The sequence below is a fragment of the Methylotenera sp. E1MeOHC1 genome, assembly GCF_058745595.1.
The window spans coordinates 700,613-720,975 of the sequence record NZ_CP196025.1; the positions used below are offsets into that span (position 1 = coordinate 700,613).

The following is a 20,363-nucleotide window of genomic DNA, read 5'->3' on the forward strand; positions in this document are numbered from 1 at the left end:
TAGCGAGTTAATCGTGCACTGATATAATCATGCCTATGGCTGACGAACAATTAGATGCATTTAAAGTACCCCCACATTCTGTAGAAGCAGAGCAATCCGTTATTGGCGGGCTGCTGCTTGAAAATGAGGCCCTAGATAAGGTTGCGGACATTCTTAGGGCTAAGGATTTTTACCGCTATGACCACAAGCTTATTTTTGAGCACATTTCCAGACTGATTGAACACAACAAACCCGCTGATATCGTGACAGTGGCTGAGTCGCTAGAGAATGCTGCTGAGCTTTCTGGCGTAGGCGGCATTGCTTATCTAGGTTTGTTGGCGCAAAACACGCCGACCGCGGCAAATATCCGTCGCTATGCAGAAATCGTGCATGAACGTGCGGTGATGCGTCAATTGGTGGTGGTAGGTTCTGGTATTGCAGAAAGCGCATACTTGCCGAATGGTCGCGATGCGCAGCAGTTATTAGATGAAGCGGAAGCCAAAATTTTCCAAATTGCTGAGGGCGGCAAGCGCAGCAGTGAAGGCTTTATTGATATTAAAGTCTTGTTACCTCAGGTGGCTGATCGTATTGATCAACTGTTCTCACGCGACAATCAGTCTGACGTGACTGGTATTCCAACTGGATTTGCAGACTTAGACTCGATGACCTCTGGCCTGCAGGGTGGCGACTTGATTATTGTAGCCGGGCGTCCTTCTATGGGTAAAACGGCTTTCTCACTCAATATCGCTGAGAACGTAGCCTTGGATACTGGCTTGCCAGTAGCTGTGTTCTCTATGGAGATGGGTGGCGCGCAATTAGCAATGCGTATGATCGGTTCGGTAGGGCGCTTGGATCAACACCGCATGCGTACCGGTAAATTAGAAGATGAGGACTGGGAAAAGCTCACCACCGCATTGGGTAAGCTAAACGAGGCGCCTATTTTTATTGATGAAGGTGCGGGTTTAAGCAGCTTTGATGTGCGCGCAAGAGCACGTCGGCTACACCGTCAAACTGGCAAGCTGGGCTTAATTGTTATCGACTACTTACAGTTGATGGCAGCGCCAGCAGGCAGGCAGGGTGAGAACCGTGCAACTGAGATTTCTGAAATATCAAGGTCGCTAAAAGCCTTGGCTAAAGAGCTTGATGTACCAGTGATTGCACTATCTCAGCTCAACCGTGGCTTAGAGCAGCGCCCTGACAAGCGCCCAGTGATGAGTGACTTACGTGAATCCGGCGCGATTGAGCAGGATGCGGACGTAATCTTGTTTATTTACCGTGATGAGGTCTACAACGCAGACTCAGCGGATAAAGGCACGGCAGAAATTATTATCGGTAAACAACGGAACGGCCCAATTGGTCGGGTTCGCTTGACATTCCTTGGTCAACACACGCGCTTTGAGAATTTTGCAGGTAGCGCACATATGGCAGACGAGTACTAGAGTTGTAGCATGCGCCCCATCCTTGCTACCGTTTCTCTTAATGCATTACGGCACAACTTGGCCGCTGTGCGCAAATTTGCACCACACTCAAAAACTATGGCCGTTGTTAAGGCGAATGGCTATGGTCACGGTTTAATAAATGTAGCGCATGGGCTCAGTGCGGCAGATGGTTTTGCCGTGCTCGGTATCAATGAAGCCGTGGATTTACGCGATGCAGGGTTTCAGCAAACCATTCTGTTATTAGAAGGTGTATTTTGCGCTCAGGAGTTGAATGTTGCTTCTAAGCTAAGCTTAAATATTGTGATTCATTCACAATCGCAACTGGAGATGTTGGAGTCTGCATCCCTCAATAAGCCTATGCACATTCATCTTAAAATGAACAGCGGGATGAACCGCTTGGGATTCCAGCCTGAGGCCTTTATTGAGGCTTATGAGCGCTTGAAGGCATGCAAAAATATTGCAGATATTACGTTAATGACGCATTTTGCAACAGCAGATGATGAGGCTGGCATTGAGAGGCCATTAGCTCTATTTAATGCCACCACTCAAGGGCTGAACTTACCCGTATCTTTAGCCAACTCTGCTACGATTTTGCGCCACCCAGCTGCGCATACCAATTGGGTGCGCCCTGGTATTATGCTGTATGGCGCCAGTCCGGTCGGTGGTACAGCAGCTAGCGTCTATGGGTTAATGCCAGTAATGCAATTTACCTCTGAAATTATTGGGGTGCAGGAAGTGCAGGCTGGTGAAACTGTAGGCTATGGTAATCGCTTTACTGCAACAAAACCTACTCGTGTAGGCATTGTGGCTTGCGGTTACGCGGATGGTTACCCAAGACACGCAGGCTTGGTGAGTGGTTATCAGGGAGGTGCGCCAATTGCAGTAGCTGGTAAATTAACCTCCACATTAGGTCGTGTTTCTATGGATATGTTGTTTTGTGATTTAACCAACATACCAGAGGCTGGTGTAGGTTCGCCAGTCGAGCTCTGGGGTAAGCAAGTGCCTGTAGATGCTGTAGCTGCAGCTTCTGATACTGTCGGTTATGAACTGCTTTGCGCTGTTGCACCACGAGTGCCGATGAAGGTTGTTGACTGATGGCTAAAGCCAAAACCATTTACACCTGCACAGAATGTGGCGCAAGCGAGCCTAAATGGCAAGGGCAATGCCCTAGCTGCCATGCGTGGAATACACTGGTTGAAACCATCGCAGAAACAGCCAGTGCCAGCCGCTTTGCACCGTTGGCTGAAACGGCAGGCCTGCAAAAACTAGCTGAAGTAGAGGCGGCAGAAGTGCCACGCCAGCCTACAGGCGTGAGCGAGTTTGACCGTGTGCTTGGCGGTGGCTTGGTGCCCGGTGGTGTGGTGTTAATTGGTGGTGACCCTGGCATCGGAAAATCTACTTTATTGCTGCAAACCCTCTGCCATATAGGCAATGCGCGTAAAGCTATTTACGTAAGCGGTGAAGAGTCTCCACAGCAAATTGCCATGCGTGCAAAACGACTGGGCTTGGATGCAAGCCCGATATCGCTACTGGCAGAAATTAATCTAGAAAAAATCATCAGTATGCTGCAAAAGCATAAGCCTGATATTGCGGTGATTGACTCCATTCAAACCGTCTATTCAGAGGCTTTGCAATCAGCACCGGGTTCTGTGGCACAAGTGCGAGAATGCTCTGCACAATTGACGCGCCTAGCAAAGCAGGCTGGCATTACGGTGATCTTGGTTGGCCATGTAACGAAAGAGGGCGCCTTAGCTGGTCCGCGCGTACTAGAGCACATTGTAGATACTGTGCTGTATTTTGAAGGTGATCAAAGCTCTAGCTTCCGTTTAATTCGCGCATTTAAAAACAGGTTTGGTGCAGTGAATGAGCTTGGTGTGTTTGCGATGACCGAAAAAGGCTTGCGTGAAGTGACCAATCCTTCTGCATTGTTTTTATCGCATCACAGTGAGCAGGTGGCGGGTTCTTGCATCACAGTAACAATGGAGGGTACGCGTCCATTGTTAATTGAAATACAAGCGCTGGTGGATGAGGCGCATGCACCTAACCCAAAACGCTTGTGCGTGGGCCTGGAGCAGAACCGCTTGGCAATGCTGTTAGCGGTATTACACCGTCATGCCGGCGTGGCTTGCTTTGATCAGGATGTCTTCATCAATGCGGTAGGCGGTGTTAAAATTTCAGAGCCGGCCGTGGATTTGGCCGTGCTACTCTCAATCACTTCTTCTTTAAAAAACAAACCATTAGATAACAAACTTATTGTATTTGGTGAGGTTGGTTTGGCGGGAGAGGTGAGGCCGGTGCAGCGTGGACAAGAGCGCTTGAAAGAGGCCGCTAAACTTGGTTTTACAAAAGCAATCGTACCTAAGGCTAATGCACCTAAGCAGCGTATAGACGGTATCGAGGTGGTTGCAGTTGAGCGCTTAGAACAAGCGCTCAACTATGTGAAGAATTATTAAGTTAAAGGTGCTTAGTATTACGTTACGCTTAAATCTTAAGATGAATTAGCAATAAGATTGGCACAATAAATACCGCTTCTAACAGCGCCTTCAATCGTTGCAGGGTAGCTGGCATAAGTGTAATCACCAGCCAGATAAAGATTGCTCTGTGCAGTTCTGTTGGTAGGGCGTGCCAGTTCAGGAGTACATGAGAAGGTGGCACGCTTTTCTGCAATGACTTTATGCCACAGCGGTTTCGGTAAGTGCGGGAAAGCCTGTTGTAACTCTTTTGCTACATGTAACGCTAGCACATCTTGTGTCAGCTTTTGATGTGCACCCTCTGCGCTCACAATAACCGCCAGCAATCCTTTTTCTCCGCACAAGGCGCCTCTATCAAACACCCACTGACTTGTGGTGTTCGCTAAGCCGGTCATCACTTGTGGCAGCTTAATCTCAGTTGGGTATTGTAAATACACCGTGTAAATAGGCTGGTATTGATAATGTTGCGTTTTATCTTGGCTCACCTTGAGTCTGGGGAGTTGTGCCAACAACTTATCTGTTCTGGCTGGGGAGGTGGCCACAATCACATGGCTAAAATGGAGCGTGCCTTGTTTCGTTTCCAAATGAAAGCCGTTATCCGCCTCCACCAGTGAGCGTATGCGATGGTTTAATTTGATGGTGCCGCCTTTAGCTTGTATGTAGTGCGCTACTGGCTGGGAGATTATTTTTGATAACTCTAGTTTAGGGATCAAAAAGTCGCTATTTTTTTTATGCCCGCTAAATGTATCTCGTAATACATTTAAAAATATACGGCTGCTCGCTTTTTTAAGCGGTGTGTTCAATGCAGCTAGGCACAAGGGCTCCCATAACATTTGGATTAACGTTTTTGTCTGCTTATGTTGCTTTAAAAAGCTAGCTAACGTTAGGTCTGTGCTGATTTCATAGTTAGCGGCTTGTAGATGCCGCATGAACTTTAGTGCAGCGACTCGCTCACCCAAAGTGAGGCCTTTACAAAACAAGAAACCAACCAGTATATTGAGGGGGGCAGGCAAGTAATTTGCAGACTTTAGTGAAAATACCGATTTAGCCACAGTAGACTGCATATTAAGCTGTAGTGGTAGCCGTAAAAAGGCTTCATCTTCTTTTACACCAGCTTTTTCCAGCAGGGATAGCGTAGCGCTATAAGCACCTAATAGAATATGCTGGCCATTATCCAGTAATTGCAATAAATCTTTGTTTTCCACTACCACGCTACGTGCACGCCCGCCAAGTTGCGAGCTAGCTTCAAACAAGGTGACAGTGTAGCCACGCTCAGTTAAGGTTGCGGCAGCACTTAAGCCAGCACAGCCGCCGCCTATGATTGCAATATGCTGATGTGTGTTCAAACGTATTCTCTATAATTATTATTAAGTGTTTAAACCAAATGCTTAATCCAGGTGCTGACAGCAATCCATAGTTTGCGCAGTGTGCCCAATGATATACGCGCATTCAGTACTTTCTCTGCGCCATCTACTTTAATTTCGCGGAGCAATGTGCGGTAAATTGCGGTCATAATTAAGCCTACGCGCTGATTATTTTTATCTTCGGCAGGCAGCTCTTGCAGTGCTTTGTCATAATAAGTTTCAGCGCGCTCAATTTGGCTCTCCAGCAGTTTTTTTACAGCGTTAGATTCACGGCTTTTTAAAATATCCTCTTCTGTGACATTGAACTTTGCCAGCTCGTCTAACGGTATGTAAATGCGGTTGCGACGTGCATCTTCGCCTACATCTCTGATAATGTTAGTGAGCTGAAATGCCATGCCGAGGTCATGGGCGAATTTAAGGGTTTTTCTATTCTGAAAGCCAAAAATTTGGGCAGAGAGTATACCTACAACGCTAGCGACACGATAGCAATAGAGCTGTAGCTGCTTAAAGTCTTCATAGCGATTGAAATTTAAATCCATCTCCATGCCATCAATAATCTCATGAAAATGCTCTTCATCTAATTGAAACTGCTTGATAACCGGCTCCAGCGCCTTGGTTACTGGATGTATTGGTTTGTTTAGATATAAATTGCGAATTTCATCTTTCCACCAGGCAAGCTTTACTTGAGCGACTTTTAACTCCGTACACTCATCTACAATATCATCTACTTCGCGGCAAAAGGCATATAGCGCGGTAATTGCCTCACGCTTCTGCTTTGGTAAAAACATAAAACTGTAATAAAAACTGGAGCCGCTTTTTGCTGCTTTTTCTTGGCAATATTGCTTTGGGGTCATATTGAGATTATTGAAACTAAGTGATTAATGTTTATAGCTTAAGTAATGCTTTAGAGAAAACGATAGCCCAATCCCAGTAATTGAGTTTGGGCCTGCGGTTAAACACATCGCCATTGACTGCACTGATTTTATGAATAATGCGTTCGCCGCCAGCAATAATCATGCGCATTTCAAAACCAATGCGACCCTTTAATATCTTTCCTAATGGCTTACCTGCGTTAAGCAGTGCATGTGTGCGGCGCAAATTAAAGTGCATAAACTGCTGCCAATAGTCATCAATGGGCTGCGTTGCATTTACATAGGCCCTAATCGTTTGCTCGCTGATACCAAATGCCAGTAACTCGTCTTGGCATAGATAAATACGCTGTTTACCTTCATTTTTCTTAAAATCAATGGCAATGTCTTGCAGAAAGTTAATCAGCTGTAATGCAGAGCAAATGTGATTGGAATATGTAATATTTTGCGGGGTTGCTTGCTGATACAAATGCAGCAAAAGGCTGCCGATAGGATTTGCAGAGCGTGCGCAATAATCGAGCACATCTTCGTAATCAGCGTAGCGGGTTTTAGTCACGTCCTGGCTGAAGGCATCTAACAAGTCATAAAATGGGGCAAAGGGTAATTTTCTTTCGCGAATCATTTGACCCAATGTCATAAAAAAAGCTGACTTTGGCTTGATATAGGCTTGTAGCAAATCAAGTTCATCACGAAAGCCACTAAGCAAGTTTAGGCGTTGCTCAATAGTTAGATCACCTTCATCGGCAAAATCATCAGCTTGCCGTGCAAAGCTGTAAATTAAAGCAATCGGCTCCCGTAAATACTCAGGTAAAAAGCATGAAGCGACTGGAAAATTTTCATAATGGCAGCTGGCTAAGTCTAGACTCTGTTGAGCCACAGCTGCTGAGGAATCGCAAGACTTTGAGCAAATATTTACCATGGCGTGAGTATGCCACAAAAATAAATCATTTTTGGTGGTAAAGGCTGGTATTTCTAATGAACATTTGTTTTTCTAATGTGGTAAATTTTTTAAGAAAATAATTAAAGCTTTGTTAGAATAAAAATGTATTCATATAGAAAGCGATTATGTTAGCAATTATTGGTGGCACAGGCCTAACGCAACTAGACAACTTAAATATTACTAGACGTTTAATTGTACGAACTCCTTACGGTGAGCCATCGCAACCACTTATTTTTGGTGAGATTTCTGGGCGTGAAGTTATTTTCTTAGCACGTCATGGTAACGGGCACACGATTCCACCGCATGAGGTTAATTATCGTGCCAATATCGCAGCCCTGCATTTGCAAGGCGTGACGGAAATTGCCGCGATTGCCACAGTAGGGGGCATTCATCCGGATTTATCAGCAGGAAAGATTGTGATTCCGCATCAAATCATTGATTACACTTATGGTAGAAAAACAACCTTTCATGATGGGATTAGTAACCCAGTAAAGCATATCGACTTTACAGAACCTTACAGCCAAGACTTACGTGAAAAATGGAAAAGAGCAGCCATCGCAGTAGGTGAAGAGGTGGTTGATCACGGCGTATATGCCGCTACGCAAGGCCCTAGGCTCGAGACAGCAGCAGAAATTAACCGTCTGGAGCGAGATGGGGCAACCATTGTAGGTATGACAGGGATGCCAGAAGCAGCGCTTGCACGTGAACTAGGCATTGGTTATGCAACAATTTGCCCTGTGGCAAATTATGCAGCTGGCCGAGGTGAAAATTTACATGAAATTAAATACGAGGAAGTGATCTCTAATTTAAACCTCACTATGGTGCGTGTGCGAAACATTATTGCGCAGCTGGTCAAGCAAAATGGACATCACTAGTTACTTCAAGCGCATCTAATTAGGCATCATAGCTCGGTTTGGATAAGATTTAAGGTGAAAAATGGCAATTAAAACTGTATTAAGAATGGGCGAGCCATGCTTGCTGGCAAAAGCTGAACCTGTGGCACAGTTTGATACAGCGGAGTTGCATGCGTTAATTCAAGATTTAGAAGATACCATGCAACATATGAACGGAGCCGGCATAGCTGCGCCGCAAATTGGCGTCAGTCTGAGGGTGGTTATTTTTGGGCAAAAGGAATCTACTGCTATCAACCCTCGGTATCCAGATGCTGATGCGGTACCTTACACTGTGCTAATTAACCCTGAATTAACATTTATTGGCAATAAAATTGAAAATGATTGGGAAGGGTGCTTGTCAGTTCCTGGAATGCGAGGTATAGTGCCGCGTCATCTGAAATTGCATTACACAGGGTTTGATCAGTACGGCAATAAAGTTGATAGATTGGTCAGCGGCTTTCATGCGCGTGTGGTTCAGCATGAATGTGATCACTTAGATGGTGTTTTATATCCGATGCGGATAACAAATTTAAAAGATTTTGGATATTCTGATGTTTTTTTTCCAAATCAGGATTTTCAAGATGATTAATTTGTTGTTATAATGCTGACCTCGTAACGCAAGTAACGATTTAGATGGAAGAGTGGCAGAGCGGTTTAATGCTACAGTCTTGAAAACTGTCGTGGGTGCGAGCCCACCGTGAGTTCGAATCTCACCTCTTCCGCCAAGAATTTTAAGCCGCTTAACTTTACAATTAAGCGGCTTTGTTTTTTAACGTTAGTATCATCAAACATTATCCTAGGAATTAACATGACTCAAATCATCGTAGATCACAACCCATCAGAAGAGAAATTGAAACAATTAGGCGTATCAAGCTGGTCTATCTGGGATTGCGCGCCTTCTAAATTCCCACTTAACTTTGATTCAGCAACTGAGAGTGCATACGTACTTGAAGGTGAAATTCATGTGACACCACAAGGTGGCGAAACTGTTGTGATTAAAGCAGGTGATTTCGTTGTGTTCCCTAAAGGTTTGAAATCTAACTGGGAAGTAACTAAACAATTGAAAAAACACTACAAGCATTCATAATTGCAATTTAGTGAATAAAGCTTAAAATAAAGCCTCGATTCGTCGGGGCTTTTTTTATTGCTAAGGAGTTTGAAATGAGTAAAATCATCGTAGAAAAACCTAGTGCAGAGCAGCTAGCTTCCTTGGGGGTAAAAGGCTGGCCGACTTGGTCTAAAGAGGTGTCACAGTTCCCGTGGCGTTTTAGCACGCAGGAAATCGCTTACATTCTGGAAGGTGAAGTGACGGTACAACCATCAGAAGGCGAGCCCGTGAGCTTTACCGTAGGTGATTTGGTGACGTTCCCTGCTGGATTATCTTGTGTTTGGCACGTGAAAAAGTCGCTCAAAAAACATTATCAGCTTGGCTAAGATGCATCCCTTGCATTAGATTTCATCCAGCAAAGCCATTTGCAATGCATGCACCCGGTTAAAATCAAGGCACTCGCCATTTTGGGCTGAGATTAAGAACGTATCTTCGGCACGATTGCCTAGCGTGTTAATTTTTGCATTGTGCAGCTTGATATCGTATTTTAAAAACTGTTGCGCTAGCGTGGCGAGCAGGCCCGGTCTGTCATTAGCAATAATTTCTAGCTTGTGGTTGTTATTTTCAGCCTCTTTGGTGATGGTGATCTGTGCTTGAATCGGCATATGCTTCACTTGGCGACTTACTCGACCTTTAAGTGGTGACTCTAGCTGATAGAGGTCGTCGAGTTGATTGGCAAGCTCTAGCTCAATAAACTTCAATAAACCACTGTAACTCACAGACTTGCCCGACTGATCTAAAATAATAAAACTGTTTAGTGCATAATCATGTTGAGTGGTAAAGATTTTTGCCTCAACAATACCATAACCCATGCGGTCAAAAAAGTTACAGATTCTCGCAAACAAGTCACTTTTATCTTTAATGTAAATCATCACCTGAATACCGTCACCATGCGGGCTAAGCCTTGCACGTACGATAGGGTTTTCACTGTAGAGATGCGGCGTTAATAAGCGGCTATGCCAGGCAATTTCATCACTCTCGTGCCGTACAAAATAGTGCTCGCCAAATTGCACCCATAGAGGCTCGTAAGCGTGGCTGCTTAAGCCAAACCTGCTCAGTTTATCCGCTGCTTCTTTAATGCGCCGCTGTATGGTTTGTTTCGCATGGAAGCCCGGGGCTGACAGTGCATGATGAGTTGCAGAGTATAGGCTTTCCAGCAGTCTGGCTTTCCAAGCGTTCCATACCACAGGGCTGGTGCCACGGATATCGGCCACAGTAAGTAAGTATAGTGCGTTTAACCTACGTTTATTTTCAACAAAGTCAGCAAATGACTCAATCACACTGGGGTCTGATAGGTCGGTTTTCTGTGCAACGGATGACATTTTTAAATGCGCTTCTACTAGCCACGAAACCAATGCGCAGTCGGCTTTTGGCAAGTGATGCAACTTGCAAAATTTAAAGGCATCTACTGTGCCTAAAGCGGAGTGGTCGCCGCCGCGTCCCTTGGCAATATCGTGAAATAATGCGGCTAGATAAAGCAAATGTGGCGCATCGAACTCTGCAAATATTTGGCTACAAAGCGGAAACTCATGCTTAAGTTCAGGTTTGGCAAAGCGTCGTAAATTTGCTAACACATTTAAAATATGTTCATCTACCGTATATACATGAAACAAATCATGTTGCATCTGGCCAACAATTTTCCCAAAAGCTGGAATGTAGCTACCTAATATTCCGTATCGGTTCATTGCACGTAGCGCGCGATTAACGCCACTAGGTTGCGACAAAATGTCTATAAAAGTTTTTTTATTGATGGCATTGTGCCTAAAGTCTTTATTCACTAATGGTTTTACGCGCTGCAATGTACGTAGCAGTGTGGCACCCATCCCTGATAACTCTGGATGCTGCTGTAACAGCAAAAATGCTTCAAAAATTGCAGACGGATTTTTCTGCAACAAGTTTGCTGTTCGGGCTTCCAGTAAGTCATTGCGCGCCTCAAACTTATCATTAATAACGCGAATGGCAGGCGGTGTGGCAACAATAATTTCTTCTAGCAGTTTGAGCACAATCTCGTTCATGAGCTCAATAAACTTTACACTTCGGTAGTAGCTTTGCATAAGCTGCTCACTCGCACGTCTGCGCGGTGTGTTGGTATAGTGTAATATTGCTGCGAGATCATTCTGGAAATCAAATAGCAGGCGATCCTCACGGCGGCTGCTTAAAAAGTGTAAATGGGTACGCAGTAGCTGTAGCTTTTTTTCGTGGTGACGAATCCGCCTAGCTTCCGTCACTGAAATGATTTGATCTTTTGCTAAAGAGGTCCAGATATTGCCGGCTGCATATTGCTGATTTTTAACTTGTAAGCTACGAGCTATCCAAATAATCATGTGCAAATCACGCAGGCCGCCGGGGCTTTCTTTGAGATTGGGCTCCAGATTGTAAGCCGTATCATTAAATTTTGAGTGGCGCAGTTCCTGCTCTTTTAACTTTGCTTTCAAGAAGTCAATCGGGCTTAGATTTTTGGCGATACTTGCCTGAAATTCTTGATAGATAGCACCGTTGCCTGTGAGCAAGCGCGACTCCAGTACATTGGTTTGCACTGTAATATCTTTTTGCGCCTCACTGATGCATTCTTCTAAGTTCCGTACACTGTGCCCAATATTAAGTCCTAAGTCCCACATGAGTCCAATCAGGTTTTCAATGCTTTGATTGAGCGCGCGATTTTCATGAGGTTCAGCTGGTATCAAAACCAGCAGGTCAATATCAGAGTAGGGGAATAGCTCGCCTCGGCCGTAACCGCCAACGGCAATCAGGCAGCAGCCCTGATCAATATGTAAATCAGACCATAGCTCTACGAGCAGCTGGTCAATAAATTTACAATGCTGTTTAAATAAGCGGGTAGTGTTGGGTTGGCAGTTAAAATCTTCTTTTAATGCTAGGAATTGCTTTTTTAAGGAGGTGCGTAAAAAAGCAATTCTTTCTTTTGAAATTTCGATGGGTTCTATATTCTTATCTAGTTGCATGCTGCACCATCGTTAATTTATAAGTCTGGCATTAAGTACTTGATGAGTTGGTGATAAAAGCTGGCGGAGGCGGCGAGCCTGCGGACAGTGTCATTACCTCATAGCCCGTATCTGTGACTAAAATGGTGTGTTCCCACTGTGCAGATAGACTACGATCTTTAGTCACGATAGTCCAGCCGTCAGGCATTTGCTTAATATCGCGCTTTCCTGCATTAATCATAGGCTCAATCGTAAACATCATACCAGCTTGTAACTTAAGCCCAGCTCCAGGTCGGCCGTAATGTAGCACTTGAGGCTCTTCATGAAACACAGTACCGATCCCGTGGCCACAAAATTCGCGCACAACGCTGTAACCGCTTTTTTCGGCAAACGTTTGTATGGCAAACCCAATATCACCTAACGTTGCACCAGGCTTCACTTTATTAATGCCTAGCCACATTGCCTGATATGTGATTTCACACAAACGCTTTGCTTGTATTGAGGCTTCACCTACATAAAACATACGGCTAGTGTCGCCATGGTAGCCATCTTTGATTACGGTGATATCAATATTAACGATATCGCCATTTTTTAGCACTTTGTCGCTAGGAACACCATGGCAAATCTGCTGGTTAATAGATGTGCAAATTGATTTTGGGTATGGTTTGTGTCCATCCGGTGCGTAATTTAATGGTGCGGGAATTGCTTTTTGCACATCAACGATATAGTCATGGCAGAGTTTGTCTAACGCTTCTGTTGTTACACCATGCACTACGTGAGGCGTGATGAAATCCAGCACTTCAGAGGCTAGTCGGCCTGCGATACGCATTTTTTCGATATCGTGTTGATTTTTAATTGAGATTGCCATGAGTTTTATTGAGGATTGCTAATATGTCATTTTATCATAGCATATCCATCTGTTTTTGAGGCGTCACCTACAATTTTGCAGCGCGTACCTTCCAGCAAGTGGCTCAATGTATTAATAGGTCAATCATGATGATCTTTGATTTTTTATAGATTTTGTTTCAGATTGAAAATGTAAGATGTAATATAGCCAAGAAAAAAGGAGATTGGTACATGGCAGCGATACCCGTAGACTTGGCAGCAAGAGATTTAAATGCATGGGTAAACTTTTTGAGAACTGCAGAAATCCCAGTACTCAAGCAAACCGCACGTGAGATTGGGCGCCTGCAAGAGGATGAAGACAATCTTAGCGCCCGCGCAATCACAAGTGTAGTGCTTAATGACCCGATGATGGTCTTTAAAGTACTTAGTTACGCTCAAAAGCATAAGTCACGTAGCCAGTTGCAAGACCTTGCTCAGGTTGAGCAGGCCATTATGATGATGGGTACCGGTACTTTTTTTAGAAACATTCCTCCTGTGCCGCTGGTGGAGGATGCGTTAAAAACCAACTTAACAGCGTTAATGCAGCTACTGAAGCTGATTAAACGAGCACATAGGGCTGCCAATTTTGCCGTTAATTGGGCTGCACACTTAAATGACTTGCATGCGGAAGAGGTGCTTATCGCCGCGCTGCTGCATGATTTATCAGAAATGCTGATGTGGTGCTATATCCCAGAAAAAATGAATCTTATTCATACCATGCAAACTGCTGACAAAACCTTACGCAGCAAGACTGTGCAGCAGGAAGTGTTAGGTTTTGTATTACATGACCTACAAGTTCAACTGGTAGAGGTTTTTCAACTGCCGCCATTACTCGGTAAGCTGATGCAAGATGGCGCATCCAGTGAGCAACGAGTCAGAAATGTTACGCTTGCAGTGAATTTGGCAAGGCATTCGGCTAATGGTTGGGATGACGCGGCACTGCCTGATGATTACAGCGACATATCCGAGCTGCTTCGCTTAGATGTAGATACGGTAATGCGGGTAGTGGGTGTGCCTAATGCGCAACAATCTTAAAATAATGTGTGGTAAAGCCTAGCAAACTCAGTCACTTGGTGTTATTATTCCGCCTTTGCATTTTCTTGCAAAAACATTCGTCATTAATTTGGTGAGTGGCTAATTTACACACAACCCATTCTAGGGTGCTTGGGTTTTAATCTGGGTGTTTCTGGTGTTGTGTGAATTAATAACCCTTTAGAAGAGAGATTTAACATGTCTGTAACCATGCGTCAAATGCTGGAAGCTGGAGTTCACTTCGGCCATCAAACTCGTTACTGGAACCCAAAAATGGCACCGTTCATTTTCGGTGACCGCAACAAAATTCATATTGTAAACCTTGAAAAAACATTACCAATGTTTGAAGATGCACTTAAACATGTGCGTACATTGGCTGCAAACAAGGGCCGTATTTTATTCGTAGGTACTAAACGCCAAGCACGTGATATCGTTAAAGAAGAAGCGACTCGTGCAGGTTGTGCTTATGTAAACCACCGTTGGTTAGGCGGTATGCTAACTAACTTTAAAACAGTTAAACAATCTATCAAACGCCTGCAAGATTTTGAAGTTATGTTGCAAGACGGTAGCTTGGAAAAATTCGGTAAAAAAGAAGCGCTAGGCTACAAACGTGAAGTTGAAAAACTAGAGCGTTCTATCGGCGGCATTAAAGAAATGGGCGGCCTACCTGACGCTATTTTCATTATTGACGTTGGCCACGAAAGCGGTGCAATTACTGAAGCTGCTAAATTAGGCATCCCAGTTATCGGTGTTGTTGATACAAACAACTCACCTGACGGCGTTGCTTATGTAATTCCTGGTAACGATGACTCTAGCCGTGCAATTCGTTTGTATGCACGTGGTATCGCTGATGCGGTATTGGAAGGTCGTAGCTCAGTAATTACTGAAATTGTTAAATCAGCTAGCGAAGAAGTAGCTGAATCAGCTGCAGAGTAATTAACTCTGCTTACAAAAGGGGCTTAAGGCCCCTTTTTAATTTTGACAATTTAAATATAAAAATATAATTAAATCAAACTGTTAATTTGCATTTTCAATGCAATATGTGAATATTAAGGAGCTTAAAATGGCTGAAATTACCGCAGGTATGGTAAAGGAATTACGTGAGCGCACAGATGCGCCGATGATGGACTGTAAAAAAGCGTTAACTGAAGCTGAAGGCGATATGACACGCGCTGAAGAAATCTTGCGTGTACGTTTTGGTAACAAAGCAAGCAAAGCTGCTGGCCGTGTTGCTGCTGAAGGTACTGTTGGTATTAGCATTAGTGCTGATGGTAAAACTGGCGCGATGGTTGAAGTTAACTCTGAAACAGACTTCTGTGCTAAAAATGAAGACTTCTTGAAATTCGTAAATGAATTAGCTGGCGTTATTGCTGCTAGTGGCGCAAGTGACATTGCTGAAGTTGGTGCACTTGCTATGGGCGGTTCAACTGCAGAAGAAACACGTGCACAATTAGTAGGTAAAATTGGTGAAAACATCACACCACGTCGCTTTGTTCGCCCAGCTGTTCAAGGCAAACTTACAAGCTACGTTCACGGCAGCCGTATCGGTGTTTTAGTGGATATCGTTGGTGGTGATGATGCTTTAGCTAAAGATGTTGCAATGCACATTGCTGCAGCAAAACCAAAATCATTGGATGCTTCAGGTATTGATGCAAGTTTGATTGAAGCTGAGCGCCGCGTTGCAATTGAAAAAGCTAAAGAAGCAGGTAAGCCTGAAGCGATGTTAGAAAAAATTGCAGATGGTACTGTGCAAAAATTCTTGAAAGAAGTGACACTGTTAAGCCAAGTTTTTGTTAAAGATGACAAATTCACGATTGAGCAATTGCTTAAATCTAAAGGCGCAACTATCGCTTCATTCACAATGTACACAGTTGGTGAAGGTATTGAGAAAGCTGTTGTTGATTACGCAGCAGAGGTTGCAGCAGCAGCTAAAGTGTAATGAATGATAAGGCTAGCAGCCTTTGAAAATTAAAATGGATTAAGCAAATTGCTTAGTCCATTTTTTTTTAATAAAAATAAGCATTCAATTTGCGTTTCTGCGGGTTATTTTTGTGCCTAAGACCGTTATTTTATGCTTAAATAAGCAAACTTAAAATTTGAGGAGTCCTCGTGTCTGCACCAGCTTATAAGCGCATTTTACTTAAACTTTCTGGCGAGGCCTTAATGGGCGATGATGCTTATGGCATTAACCGCGCGACCATTACCAGAATTGTGAGTGAAGTCAAAGAAGTAGTGGATTTAGGCGTGCAAGTTGCAGTCGTTATCGGTGGTGGCAATATCTTTCGTGGCGTAGCACCAGCAGCGGAAGGCATGGATAGAGCAACCGCTGACTACATGGGTATGTTAGCGACTGTAATGAACGCGATGGCATTACAAGATGCAATGAAAAATATTGGTCTCAATGCGCGCGTGCAATCAGCATTGAGCATTGAGCAAGTAGCAGAGCCGTATATACGCGGTAAAGCTATTCGTTACTTAGAAGAAGGACGCGTTGTGATTTTTGGCGCAGGTACCGGCAACCCATTCTTCACGACAGATACTGCAGCTGCGCTACGTGGCATGGAGATTAATGCTGAAATCGTGATTAAAGCCACTAAAGTTGATGGTGTGTACACAGACGATCCTAAAACTAACCCAGAAGCGATGCGCTACAAAACCATTAGTTTTGATGAGGCTATTTCCAAGAACCTGAAAGTGATGGATGCGACAGCATTGACCTTATGTCGCGATCAGAAGTTACCTATCTCTGTATTTAGCATCTTTAAACAAGGTGCCTTGAAAAAAGTGGTGATGGGTGAAGATGAAGGCACGATGGTCTTGCCATAATATACGTATTGCCATATGTGCTAATGCATAGGGCATATGACTTTTCTATGAATGTAATATTGTTCTATTCTAAATATAGAGTAAAAGTTAACAAATAAATCAGTTTGAAGCATTAAGCTGCGTTGGAGAAATAAATGTTAGAAGATGTGAAAAAAAATGCCGATCTAAAAATGCAAAAGTCATTAGAGTCATTAAAAAATGACTTAGCTAAAGTGCGTACTGGCCGTGCGCATGTTGGTTTGTTAGATCACGTAATGGTTGAGTATTACGGCTCAATGGTTGCGGTGAACCAAGTTGCTAACGTTAACTTGGGTGATGCGCGTACTATCAATGTACAGCCATATGAAAAAAACATGATTGCTAAAGTAGAAAAAGCGATTCGTGACAGTGACTTAGGTTTGAATCCAGCAACTAATGGCGATTTGATTCGTGTGCCTATGCCAATGCTTACGGAAGAGCGTCGCCGTGATTTAACAAAAATCGTGCGTACAGAAGGCGAAAGTGCCAAGGTAGCTATACGCAATGTGCGTCGCGATGCGAATGATGCTCTTAAAAAACTAGTGAAAGATAAAGCGATTTCTGAAGATGACGAGCGTCGTGCACAAGATGATGTGCAGAAATCAACAGATAAAGCAGTTGCCGAAGTTGATAAGATGCTGCAGGTCAAAGAAACAGATTTAATGGCGGTTTAATCGTAAAAATGGTGAGTACATTGGCACGCTTTAATAGCACTTTCTTTATGCACTTAGTCTTGGGGCATTAATTGGCTTTATTCTCAAGTGCTACACAACGCGTACCTCCGGTTGCAGAGGTGCCTAAGCATGTCGCAGTCATTATGGATGGTAATGGGCGTTGGGCGCGAAAGCGCTTTTTACCCCGAATCGCCGGCCATAAGCGTGGCGTAGAGACTGTTCGTGACATAGTGAAGCAATGTATAGAGCTTAAAGTGGGGTACCTCACTTTATTTGCGTTTAGCAGTGAAAACTGGCGTCGCCCACCTGAAGAGGTTTCTTTCTTGATGTCACTGTTCATGGAGGCGCTTAAACGTGAAGTCACTAAGCTACACCAAAACAACATTAAGCTCATCATGATCGGTGACCGCAGCCGTTTTGATACTGGCCTGATTGAAAAGATTGAAGCATCAGAACAGTTGACTGCGAACAACACAGGTTTGGTATTAACGATTGCTGCAAACTACGGGGGACGCTGGGATGTACTACAGGCCGTCAATAAAATGCAAAAGGCCGAGCCTGAACTAGCTGGTGCTTACGATGAAACCCACCTCACGCCTTATTTATCAATGAGCTATGCGCCAGAGCCTGACTTATTCATACGCACTGGTGGTGAAAAACGCATTAGCAATTTTCTTTTGTGGCAATTGGCTTACACTGAGCTCTATTTTACCGATACACTGTGGCCAGACTTCAATGAAGCTGCGTTTAACGCGGCGATTCAATCTTATCAGCAACGTGAGCGCCGTTTTGGACGCACTAGCGAACAACTTTCAGAGCCAACTCGTTAAAGCTCACTCAAACTCTAATTACTAAATGATATAAAAATGCTAAGAACCCGAGTGATTACCGCAATATTGTTGGTTACAGGTCTATTATTGACTGTATTTTTAGCCTCTAAACAAGTATGGGCGATAGTGACGCTTGGGATATCGCTACTTGCTGTCACTGAGTGGACGCATCTTATTAAACTTAGCCGTACACAATCTTTCGCCTATGTGGCGCTTACAGCGCTTACAGGTGTTTGCATACTATCGCTACAATATACAGCACTCGCATCATATCAAACCGACCTTGAACTGAGCCTATTAAGCCTTTCTGCATTGTTTTGGGTTGTGATGGCGCCTTTATGGCTAAGTCAGCGTAAAGCTTGTCAACACCGCTTCATGATGGGAGTTTTAGGGGTTCTGCTGATTAGTGCCACATGGGTCGCGTTAGTAGGGCTGCATACAATCAACCCATGGCTGTTAATTGGCGTAATAGCAACAGTAAGCTTGGCGGATAGTGCAGCATATTTTGCTGGTAAACGCTTTGGCCGACATAAATTAGCGCCCAATATTAGCCCAGGAAAAACATGGGAGGGTGTGTTGGGCGCGCTTGCGGCAGTGACTGTTTACGGTGCTCTTCTTTGTTATTATCAGCAAATCAGCCTTTGGTTAGTTGTAGCCCTGTGGCTAGTGGTTTTATTTAGCGTGATGGGTGATTTGGTTGAATCTTTAATGAAGCGCCAAGCTGGATTAAAAGATAGTGGTCAGTTGCTACCAGGGCATGGTGGTATTTTAGACAGGATTGATGGATTTATTCCAACATTGCCAATGATATTGCTCGCTATTTCTCTTTTACATTTCTCGGGGTTTAATGTGCATGGTTAGTGTGTCGTCAGTTGAAAGTGTGGATTTAAACACACAAAATAAGATACAGCAGGTAACGATACTTGGCGCAACCGGTACAATCGGAACACAAACTTTAGATGTGATTAGCCAACATCCAGAGCGTTTTGGGGTGTTTGCGTTGACAGCCAGCACCAATGCACAAGGCCTATTTGAGTTGTGTGTAAAATATAACCCCCGCTATGCTGTCTTGCTGTCTCCAGTAGCAGCTTTAAACTTGGAAACCCAACTTAAAGATGCAGGGGTTGCAACAACGGTACTGCAAGGGGAGGATGCACTCAGTGAGGTTGCATCGCATCAGGACGTTGACGTAGTCATGGCTGCAATTGTAGGTGCAGCTGGCTTGCACCCTGCGATGGCAGCGGCAAGAGCCGGTAAACGTATTTTATTGGCCAACAAAGAAACCTTAGTCATGGCAGGCAACTTGTTTATGCAAGCCGTGATTGATGGTGGCGCAACTTTGCTTCCTATCGATAGTGAGCATAATGCGATTTTCCAAGTCATGCCATATCAACGCACTAGAGTATTAGCAGACATGGGGGTGAAGCGCATTTTGCTTACGGCCTCAGGTGGCCCATTTCGCAATGCCAGTATAGAACAGTTGCGCAACGTAACACGTGCGCAAGCCTTGAATCATCCAAATTGGGTGATGGGACCAAAAATCACCATTGACTCTGCCACTATGATGAATAAAGGGTTAGAGGTGATTGAGGCGCATTGGTTATTCAATGCAACCTCTGCACAGATTGAGGTGGTTGTACATCCGCAAAGCGTTATACACTCTATGGTTGAATATAACGACGGTAGCGTACTGGCCCAGTTAGGTAATCCGGATATGCGCACGCCAATTGCTTATGGTTTAGGTTATCCGGACCGCTTAGTGAGTGGTGTAAGTAGTTTAGATTTGTTGAAAATTGGGCGGCTAGATTTCTGTGCGCCAGACCAAACCATGTTCCCTTGTTTACGCTTGGCTTATGAAGCCTTGGATGCAGGCGGTACCGCACCTGCCATCCTCAATGCAGCAAATGAAGTTGCGGTTGAAGCGTTTCTTGCCGACCAAATTGGGTTTATGGAGATACCAGCACTCATTGAGTCTGTATTGAGCAAATCTAATATCGAAGCGGTGATTTCAATACCGCAGTTGGTTGATGTGGATGCCACTGCTAGGCGCGTTGCAAAACATTGGTTAACCAGCTCAGCAGGCACCCATTAAGCAC

At 44.2% G+C, this 20,363-nt stretch carries 20 protein-coding genes and 1 tRNA gene; 16 read left to right on the forward strand and 5 right to left on the reverse strand.

All coding sequences use genetic code 11. The features are described 5' to 3' along the window. Window positions 1-35: 35 nt before the first annotated feature. Genes dnaB through radA form a run of 3 tightly spaced genes read left to right on the forward strand, consistent with a single transcriptional unit; the run spans window position 36 to window position 3,871 of the window. Window positions 36-1,418, forward strand: a complete 1,383-nt coding sequence (gene dnaB / locus ACSSU7_RS03105) for a replicative DNA helicase (protein WP_492517272.1) — start codon at window positions 36-38, stop codon at window positions 1,416-1,418. Window positions 1,419-1,427: 9 nt separating this feature from the next. Then, the gene (gene alr / locus ACSSU7_RS03110) at window positions 1,428-2,513 is read left to right on the forward strand and encodes an alanine racemase (RefSeq protein ID WP_492517273.1); all 1,086 of its coding nucleotides are present in this window, start codon (window positions 1,428-1,430) and stop codon (window positions 2,511-2,513) included. After that, window positions 2,513-3,871 (forward strand): DNA repair protein RadA, encoded by a 1,359-nt coding sequence (gene radA, locus ACSSU7_RS03115; protein ID WP_492517274.1) that lies wholly within the window; start codon window positions 2,513-2,515, stop codon window positions 3,869-3,871. Before alr ends, radA begins: the two co-directional genes overlap by 1 nt. A gap of 35 nt (window positions 3,872-3,906) precedes the next feature. Here radA and hpnE read toward each other — a convergent pair whose 3' ends face one another. From hpnE to hpnC, 3 genes are read right to left on the reverse strand one after another with little or no spacing between them, the layout of a single operon-like run. Further along, the gene (gene hpnE / locus ACSSU7_RS03120; protein WP_492517275.1) at window positions 3,907-5,235 is read right to left on the reverse strand and encodes a hydroxysqualene dehydroxylase HpnE; all 1,329 of its coding nucleotides are present in this window, start codon (window positions 5,233-5,235) and stop codon (window positions 3,907-3,909) included. 29 nt (window positions 5,236-5,264) lie between these two features. After that, window positions 5,265-6,107, reverse strand: coding sequence for a presqualene diphosphate synthase HpnD (gene hpnD / locus ACSSU7_RS03125; RefSeq protein WP_492517276.1), 843 nt, complete (start codon window positions 6,105-6,107; stop codon window positions 5,265-5,267). Window positions 6,108-6,138: 31 nt separating this feature from the next. After that, on the reverse strand, window positions 6,139-7,041 hold the full coding sequence (gene hpnC / locus ACSSU7_RS03130) for a squalene synthase HpnC (protein WP_492517808.1): 903 nt from the start codon (window positions 7,039-7,041) through the stop codon (window positions 6,139-6,141). Between the two features lie 146 nt (window positions 7,042-7,187). Here hpnC and ACSSU7_RS03135 point away from each other — a divergent pair, with 146 nt between their 5' ends. The 5 genes from ACSSU7_RS03135 (at window position 7,188) to ACSSU7_RS03155 (ending at window position 9,389) form a co-directional block, all read left to right on the forward strand. Further along, entirely contained in the window at window positions 7,188-7,937 is a 750-nt protein-coding gene (locus tag ACSSU7_RS03135; protein WP_492517277.1) for an S-methyl-5'-thioinosine phosphorylase, read from the forward strand. A 61-nt stretch (window positions 7,938-7,998) separates the two neighbouring features. Further along, window positions 7,999-8,544, forward strand: coding sequence for a peptide deformylase (def, locus tag ACSSU7_RS03140; protein ID WP_492517278.1), 546 nt, complete (start codon window positions 7,999-8,001; stop codon window positions 8,542-8,544). 46 nt (window positions 8,545-8,590) lie between these two features. After that, window positions 8,591-8,680: transfer RNA gene (locus ACSSU7_RS03145), tRNA-Ser, on the forward strand. Between the two features lie 83 nt (window positions 8,681-8,763). Then, window positions 8,764-9,042 (forward strand): cupin domain-containing protein, encoded by a 279-nt coding sequence (locus ACSSU7_RS03150; RefSeq protein WP_015832114.1) that lies wholly within the window; start codon window positions 8,764-8,766, stop codon window positions 9,040-9,042. A gap of 74 nt (window positions 9,043-9,116) precedes the next feature. After that, a complete protein-coding gene (locus tag ACSSU7_RS03155; RefSeq protein WP_492517279.1) occupies window positions 9,117-9,389 on the forward strand; it encodes a cupin domain-containing protein in 273 nt (90 codons plus the stop codon). A 15-nt stretch (window positions 9,390-9,404) separates the two neighbouring features. Here ACSSU7_RS03155 and ACSSU7_RS03160 read toward each other — a convergent pair whose 3' ends face one another. Continuing rightward, entirely contained in the window at window positions 9,405-12,023 is a 2,619-nt protein-coding gene (locus ACSSU7_RS03160) for a [protein-PII] uridylyltransferase (RefSeq protein ID WP_492517280.1), read from the reverse strand. Between the two features lie 31 nt (window positions 12,024-12,054). Then, window positions 12,055-12,870 carry a type I methionyl aminopeptidase gene (gene map / locus ACSSU7_RS03165; RefSeq protein ID WP_492517281.1) on the reverse strand — a complete coding sequence of 272 codons (816 nt, stop codon included), beginning with the start codon at window positions 12,868-12,870 and terminating at the stop codon, window positions 12,055-12,057. Window positions 12,871-13,079: 209 nt separating this feature from the next. Here map and ACSSU7_RS03170 point away from each other — a divergent pair, with 209 nt between their 5' ends. The 8 genes from ACSSU7_RS03170 (at window position 13,080) to ispC (ending at window position 20,359) form a co-directional block, all read left to right on the forward strand. Next, window positions 13,080-13,922, forward strand: a complete 843-nt coding sequence (locus tag ACSSU7_RS03170; protein WP_492517282.1) for an HDOD domain-containing protein — start codon at window positions 13,080-13,082, stop codon at window positions 13,920-13,922. Between the two features lie 195 nt (window positions 13,923-14,117). Further along, entirely contained in the window at window positions 14,118-14,855 is a 738-nt protein-coding gene (gene rpsB / locus ACSSU7_RS03175) for a 30S ribosomal protein S2 (RefSeq protein ID WP_135277078.1), read from the forward strand. A 127-nt stretch (window positions 14,856-14,982) separates the two neighbouring features. After that, the gene (gene tsf / locus ACSSU7_RS03180; RefSeq protein WP_492517283.1) at window positions 14,983-15,858 is read left to right on the forward strand and encodes a translation elongation factor Ts; all 876 of its coding nucleotides are present in this window, start codon (window positions 14,983-14,985) and stop codon (window positions 15,856-15,858) included. Window positions 15,859-16,028: 170 nt separating this feature from the next. Further along, window positions 16,029-16,745, forward strand: a complete 717-nt coding sequence (pyrH, locus tag ACSSU7_RS03185; RefSeq protein WP_135277080.1) for a UMP kinase — start codon at window positions 16,029-16,031, stop codon at window positions 16,743-16,745. Window positions 16,746-16,879: 134 nt separating this feature from the next. Beyond that, window positions 16,880-17,437, forward strand: coding sequence for a ribosome recycling factor (frr, locus tag ACSSU7_RS03190; RefSeq protein ID WP_492517284.1), 558 nt, complete (start codon window positions 16,880-16,882; stop codon window positions 17,435-17,437). A gap of 71 nt (window positions 17,438-17,508) precedes the next feature. Continuing rightward, window positions 17,509-18,267, forward strand: a complete 759-nt coding sequence (gene uppS / locus ACSSU7_RS03195) for an undecaprenyl pyrophosphate synthase (protein WP_492517285.1) — start codon at window positions 17,509-17,511, stop codon at window positions 18,265-18,267. Between the two features lie 36 nt (window positions 18,268-18,303). Beyond that, window positions 18,304-19,128 carry a phosphatidate cytidylyltransferase gene (locus ACSSU7_RS03200; protein WP_492517286.1) on the forward strand — a complete coding sequence of 275 codons (825 nt, stop codon included), beginning with the start codon at window positions 18,304-18,306 and terminating at the stop codon, window positions 19,126-19,128. After that, entirely contained in the window at window positions 19,121-20,359 is a 1,239-nt protein-coding gene (gene ispC / locus ACSSU7_RS03205) for a 1-deoxy-D-xylulose-5-phosphate reductoisomerase (RefSeq protein ID WP_492517287.1), read from the forward strand. Before ACSSU7_RS03200 ends, ispC begins: the two co-directional genes overlap by 8 nt. Window positions 20,360-20,363: the final 4 nt, after the last annotated feature.

Bases quoted from the DNA above. Each gene is read 5' to 3' on its own strand.
- map (WP_492517281.1), bottom strand. From the start codon at position 12,870: ATGGCAATCTCAATTAAAAATCAACACGATATCGAAAAAATGCGTATC.
- ACSSU7_RS03135 (WP_492517277.1), top strand. From the start codon at position 7,188: ATGTTAGCAATTATTGGTGGCACAGGCCTAACGCAACTAGACAACTTA.
- ACSSU7_RS03160 (WP_492517280.1), bottom strand. From the start codon at position 12,023: ATGCAACTAGATAAGAATATAGAACCCATCGAAATTTCAAAAGAAAGA.
- hpnD (WP_492517276.1), bottom strand. From the start codon at position 6,107: ATGACCCCAAAGCAATATTGCCAAGAAAAAGCAGCAAAAAGCGGCTCC.
- ACSSU7_RS03150 (WP_015832114.1), top strand. From the start codon at position 8,764: ATGACTCAAATCATCGTAGATCACAACCCATCAGAAGAGAAATTGAAA.
- alr (WP_492517273.1), top strand. From the start codon at position 1,428: ATGCGCCCCATCCTTGCTACCGTTTCTCTTAATGCATTACGGCACAAC.
- dnaB (WP_492517272.1), top strand. From the start codon at position 36: ATGGCTGACGAACAATTAGATGCATTTAAAGTACCCCCACATTCTGTA.
- frr (WP_492517284.1), top strand. From the start codon at position 16,880: ATGTTAGAAGATGTGAAAAAAAATGCCGATCTAAAAATGCAAAAGTCA.
- ACSSU7_RS03200 (WP_492517286.1), top strand. From the start codon at position 18,304: ATGCTAAGAACCCGAGTGATTACCGCAATATTGTTGGTTACAGGTCTA.
- def (WP_492517278.1), top strand. From the start codon at position 7,999: ATGGCAATTAAAACTGTATTAAGAATGGGCGAGCCATGCTTGCTGGCA.
- hpnC (WP_492517808.1), bottom strand. From the start codon at position 7,041: ATGGTAAATATTTGCTCAAAGTCTTGCGATTCCTCAGCAGCTGTGGCT.
- tsf (WP_492517283.1), top strand. From the start codon at position 14,983: ATGGCTGAAATTACCGCAGGTATGGTAAAGGAATTACGTGAGCGCACA.
- ispC (WP_492517287.1), top strand. From the start codon at position 19,121: ATGGTTAGTGTGTCGTCAGTTGAAAGTGTGGATTTAAACACACAAAAT.
- rpsB (WP_135277078.1), top strand. From the start codon at position 14,118: ATGTCTGTAACCATGCGTCAAATGCTGGAAGCTGGAGTTCACTTCGGC.
- ACSSU7_RS03170 (WP_492517282.1), top strand. From the start codon at position 13,080: ATGGCAGCGATACCCGTAGACTTGGCAGCAAGAGATTTAAATGCATGG.
- ACSSU7_RS03155 (WP_492517279.1), top strand. From the start codon at position 9,117: ATGAGTAAAATCATCGTAGAAAAACCTAGTGCAGAGCAGCTAGCTTCC.
- radA (WP_492517274.1), top strand. From the start codon at position 2,513: ATGGCTAAAGCCAAAACCATTTACACCTGCACAGAATGTGGCGCAAGC.